Source organism: Streptomyces sp. CO7, assembly GCF_053474865.1.
The window spans coordinates 106949-111445 of sequence record NZ_JBRIOU010000008.1 but is presented as its reverse complement, the minus strand read 5'-3'; the positions used below and the strand labels follow the sequence as shown (position 1 = coordinate 111445).

Below are 4497 nucleotides of genomic sequence, written 5' to 3'. Positions count from 1 at the left end.
GCCCCGGCCCGCACCCCCGGCTCATCGGTGGCCGCGGCCCCGGCGGTCCTGGCCGGGCTGGCCGACCCGGACTCCGCGGCCTGCTGCCCGGGCTCGGCCGTGCGCTCGTCGGCCTCCTGGGCGTCCTCGGCTCCCTCGGCAGGTTCCGCCCCCGCGACACCTTCCGCCTCGGGGTCGTCGAGGCGACGGGTCCAGCGGCGGGAGATCCAGGCGATCCCCACCAGCAGGGCCACCAGCCCCGCCTTGACGATCAGCAGGCGCCCGTACGACGTGCTGGTGAGCGCGTCCCAGGAGCCGACCTGGCGCCAGGACTGGTAGACGCCGGTGACCGCCAGCGCCGCCACCGAGAGGAACGCCACCCGCGAGAAGCGGTGCACCGCGGCCCTCTCCACGGTGATCTCCGCGGAACGCCGGTACAGCGCGACCAGCAGGGCGGCGAGCCCGCCCAGCCACAGCGCCACCGCGAGCAGGTGGATCACGTCCACCGGCATGGCGATCCCCGGCTGCAGCCCCGCCGAGGCGTGCTCCGACAGCGCCCAGGTCGCCGCGAGACCCGCGGCGACGACCACGCCGCCCACCGCCAGGCCGAACGACAGGTCCCGCTTCTCCGCACCGTCCTCGCGCCGCTGGTACGTGCCGAAGAGGATTGCCACGAACAGCGCGGCCACCGCGAGCAGCAGCAGCCGGCAGACCAGCGCCGCCCCGGTGCTGCTCCGCAACACCTGGGCGAGGAGGCCCATGTCGGCGACGTCGCCGAGCTTCCCGGAGCCGATGTACGCCCCGCGCAGGAGCAGCAGCGCCAGCGTCCCGACGGTGAGGGCGAGCCAGCCGCCCACCACCAGCCGCTGCAGCGCGCGCACCCCGGCGCCCCGCCGCCAGCAGATCAGCACGAAGGCCGCGCCGCCCACCAGTACCGTGAACCCGGCGTAGGAGACGTAGCGCGCCACGTCGTACAGGGTGCCCACGACCCCGCCGCCCGCGGACTGCTCGGACAGGGTCACCGAGGTCTGCGAGGGGGCGCCCACCGAGTAGGTGTAGGCGCCGGCGACGGGGTGGCTGTCCTCGGACACCACCTGGTAGGCCACCGTGAACGTGCCGAACGGCAGGCCCTCGTGCAGCTTCACCCGCACGCTGGTCCCGTCGACGGACGGAGCCTTGCCGGTGTCCACCCGGTTGCCCTCGGGGTCGAGCACCCGGACGGAGTCGGCGGAGACGGCGACCTTCTCGGAGAAGGTGAGCGTCACCTGCTCGGGAGCGCGGTTGACCACCGCCCCCTGCTTCGGGTCGCTGCCGGTGAGCGCGGCGTGCGCCGACGCCGGACCGGCCCCGGCCAGCAACAGCCCGGCCATGGTGAGCAGCAGCAGTACCAGTACACGTGCGATCCGCGGTCCTGCGGTGGTCGCCGTGCGGGGCGCGGTGGTCGGCGTCACGGTGGTCCCTCCCTAGTGCCGGTGGTGCGACGGTGTGTAGGTGGCCGATTGGACCGGCATGTCGACCGTGACCGGGTCGGCGTCCTTGAAGCGGAGCTCGACGGTGACCGTCTCGCCCTTCGCCGGCCGTCGGGTCAGGTCCTCGAACATCAGGTGCGTGCCGCCGGACTCGAGCGTCAGCCGCCCGCCGGCGGGCACGTCGACGGACGCGGCGGGGCGCATCGTCCCGTCGACCGTCTCGTGCACGGTGACCCGGGCGGCCAGGTCGCTGGAGACCCCGGTGAGCTCGGCCGCCCGGTCGCCGTCGTTGACGACGGTCAGGAAGCCGGCGGCCAGTTCGTCGGTCACGGGCTGCGGCATGTAGGCGCCCTCGACGGTGAGGTCGGGGCCGTCCGACGCTCCGCAGGCCGACAGCGGCAGGGCGAGCGCGGCGACGGCGGCGAGCGCCAGGCGGCGGCCACGTGCCGCGCACCTGCGCACCGGACGCCCGGGAGCGGTGCGGATCACGGGTTCTCGCCCTTGATCAGCTCGGGCAGGTCGGCGGACCAGTCGCCGACGGTGGCGTCCTCGCCGTAGAGCACGTATCCCTGGTCGGTCTTCGGGGAGAAGGCGATCACCTGGGTGCCGTGGGTGGAGACGTAGTTGCCGTCCTTCTTCTCCACGGGCTTCTCGACGGAGATGCCGACGGTGCGCGCACCGGCCTGGATGGTGGCGAAGTCCCCGGTCAGACCGACGATGTCGGAGTCGATGCCCTTGAGCCAGGAACCGAGTTCCGCAGGGGTGTCACGGCCGGGGTCGGTGGTGACGAAGACGACGCGCAGCTCGTCCTGCTGCGCCTTGGTCAGCGACTTCTTGGCGACCGCCAGGTTGTTCATGGTCAGCGGGCAGATGTCGGGGCAGTGGGTGTAGCCGAAGTAGATCAGCGTCGGCCTGCCCTTCGTCTCCTCGCGGAGGTCGAACTCCTTGCCGTCGGTGCCGGTGAGCACCAGGTCGGGCTTCTCGAAGGGCGTGTCCAGGACGGTGGCCGCCTTGTCGTCGGGAGCCACCTCGCTCACCGTTGTGCTCGGCTCCTCGGAGCCGGACGTGCAGGCGGACAGGGTGAGGGCGGTGGCGGCGAGCAGGGCGGCCGCGGTGAACTTCTTCTTGCGCATGGAGTCTTGTCCCGGTGGTGGACCCGGACGCCGCCGGGACACGTGCGTACGCGTCCCGGCGACGGCCGTAGGGCTGGATGGGTCGGTCAGGCGTACGGCGGTCAGGCCGTGCGACGGCGGGCCAGGACGCCGAAGGCGACGCCGGCGACGCCCACGACGATGCCCACCACGCCCAGTACACGGGCGGTGGTGTCCGTGCTGTGGGAGGCGGCGTGCTTCGTGTGGCCGTCGGAGTGGCCGGCCCGGTCGGCCTTGGCCTCGCTGCCGGAGGCGGCCTGGTTCTTCTTCTTGTCGCCGTGGCCGTGCCCGTCCTCGGCGGCGGCGGAGAGCGCGAGCACCGGGGCGGGGCTGTCGGGTTCCTCCTGGCCCTCCTCCTGGAGCTCGATCCAGCGTACGACCTCGCCGTTCGAGTACGTCTGGAGCGCCTTGAAGACGAGTTCGTCGGCGTCCTCGGGCAGCGGGCCGACCGAGACCGGGAACTTCTGGAAGAAGCCGGGCGAGATGCCGCCCTTCTTCTTGTCCTCGGCGGTCCAGACGATCTTGGTGACGGCCTCGTCGACCTGACGGCCGTGCAGGTCGAGCGGCTTGTCGAGCTTGCTCCGGGTCACCTTCACGTCCCAGCCCTGGACGGGCTGCGGCATCACGGAGGCCAGCGGGTGGTCCGCCGGGAAGTTGACCTCGAGCTTGGTGGTCGAGGCGTTGTCGCGCTCGTTGGGAACCTTGAACGCCACGGTGGCGTAGCCGCCCTTGGCCGCGGCGCCCTCCGGCTGCACGCTGACGTGGGCGAAGGACGGGGACGAGAGCAGCAGGACGGACGCGCCGGCCGCGGCGACGGCGGCGGCGATACGGGATGCCTTCATGGGCACACTCCACTTCCGGATTCACACGGTGGATTCGGTCGGACGACGCGCGCAGGGCGCGCCGGGCCGCGTGACGGCGGCGTCCGGTCCGGATCCGGCGACCACGGAAGGCCCCGTCGACGGGGGTCGACAGGCCGTGCGCGGGGACGGAGAGGGGCGTCGCGTCAGGCGGCGAGGGCGAGGGTGCGGACCGGGGCGGGCGGGCCGCGCCTGATCACCGCGTGCTGGAGGGGCGCGGTCGAGGGCGCCGGGACGTCGTCGAGGACGGAGCCCGTCGGGACCTGCGGACGCTCGTGGGCGCCGGACGGACCGGCGTAGAGGGCCCGCGCCAGCGCCAGGGCGGCGAGCAGCGGCCGCAGCACGGCCGGCCGGCCGGACAGGTCCTGTCCGGCGAGCCGCACCAGCCGCAGCAGCGCCAGATCGCCACGGCGCAGCAACCAGCCCGCGGCCAGCCCGGCCAGCGTGTGCCCGAGCAGCATCGGCAGCGAGGGCAGCACGCTGAGCCAGGCGTCGGAAGAACCGGTGTGCGGGTGGCCGTGGCCGCTGCCGGCGCTCAGACGGGCGAACTCCGCGAGGTCACGGCCGAGTCCGGCGTCGATCAGTATCTGCCGGGCCTCCTCCGCGGACAGCCGGTTCGCGCCGCACACGATGCGGGAGGCGCGGTCCACCACCGCCGCCGGGTCGGCGGCGCCGCCGGCCCCCATGCCCGCGGCGCCGTGCCTGCCACCGGCCATGGACTGCGGGCCCAGGGCGAAGAGGGTGTGCAGGACCAGCTGGCAGACGACCAGGAACCCGGTGATCCGGGGCAGTGAACGGTTCCGCTCGCACCCGGCGAACGGCAGGGCGGCCACCAGGACGAGGAGGAAACCGACGGCCCAGGTCCACCAGGAGGGGACGGCCGGATGCGAGGCCGAGGACGCGAGGACGTGCCCTCCTCCGGCCAGCACGACGCAGACCGCGGCGAAGGCCGCGGCCCTCGGGTACCGGAGGTCGTCCCCGGTGTGCGCCGTGCGCTGGTGGAGGGCAGTCATGGCGGGCCCATCATCCCACTCGTCC

The 4497-nt window shown here is 73.6% G+C and carries 5 protein-coding genes; all 5 read right to left on the bottom strand.

Annotated features, from left to right (window positions below; genetic code table 11):
- Positions 1-1430: copper resistance CopC/CopD family protein (locus ACOV8S_RS25405; protein WP_448320554.1), on the bottom strand; the 1430-nt coding region annotated here is incomplete at its 3' end.
- 12 nt (positions 1431-1442) lie between these two features.
- Entirely contained in the window at positions 1443-1934 is a 492-nt protein-coding gene (locus ACOV8S_RS25400; protein ID WP_448320868.1) for a copper chaperone PCu(A)C, read from the bottom strand.
- The gene (locus tag ACOV8S_RS25395) at positions 1934-2581 is read right to left on the bottom strand and encodes an SCO family protein (protein ID WP_448320552.1); all 648 of its coding nucleotides are present in this window, start codon (positions 2579-2581) and stop codon (positions 1934-1936) included. The genes ACOV8S_RS25400 and ACOV8S_RS25395 overlap by 1 nt, the downstream gene beginning before the upstream one ends.
- A gap of 101 nt (positions 2582-2682) precedes the next feature.
- Positions 2683-3441: a YcnI family copper-binding membrane protein gene (locus ACOV8S_RS25390; protein ID WP_448320550.1), complete on the bottom strand. Its 759-nt coding sequence runs from the start codon at positions 3439-3441 to the stop codon at positions 2683-2685.
- 164 nt (positions 3442-3605) lie between these two features.
- On the bottom strand, positions 3606-4497 hold an 892-nt coding region (locus ACOV8S_RS25385), incomplete at its 5' end, for a hypothetical protein (RefSeq protein WP_448320549.1).

Bases quoted from the DNA above. Each gene is read 5' to 3' on its own strand.
- ACOV8S_RS25395 (WP_448320552.1), bottom strand. From the start codon at position 2,581: ATGCGCAAGAAGAAGTTCACCGCGGCCGCCCTGCTCGCCGCCACCGCC.
- ACOV8S_RS25390 (WP_448320550.1), bottom strand. From the start codon at position 3,441: ATGAAGGCATCCCGTATCGCCGCCGCCGTCGCCGCGGCCGGCGCGTCC.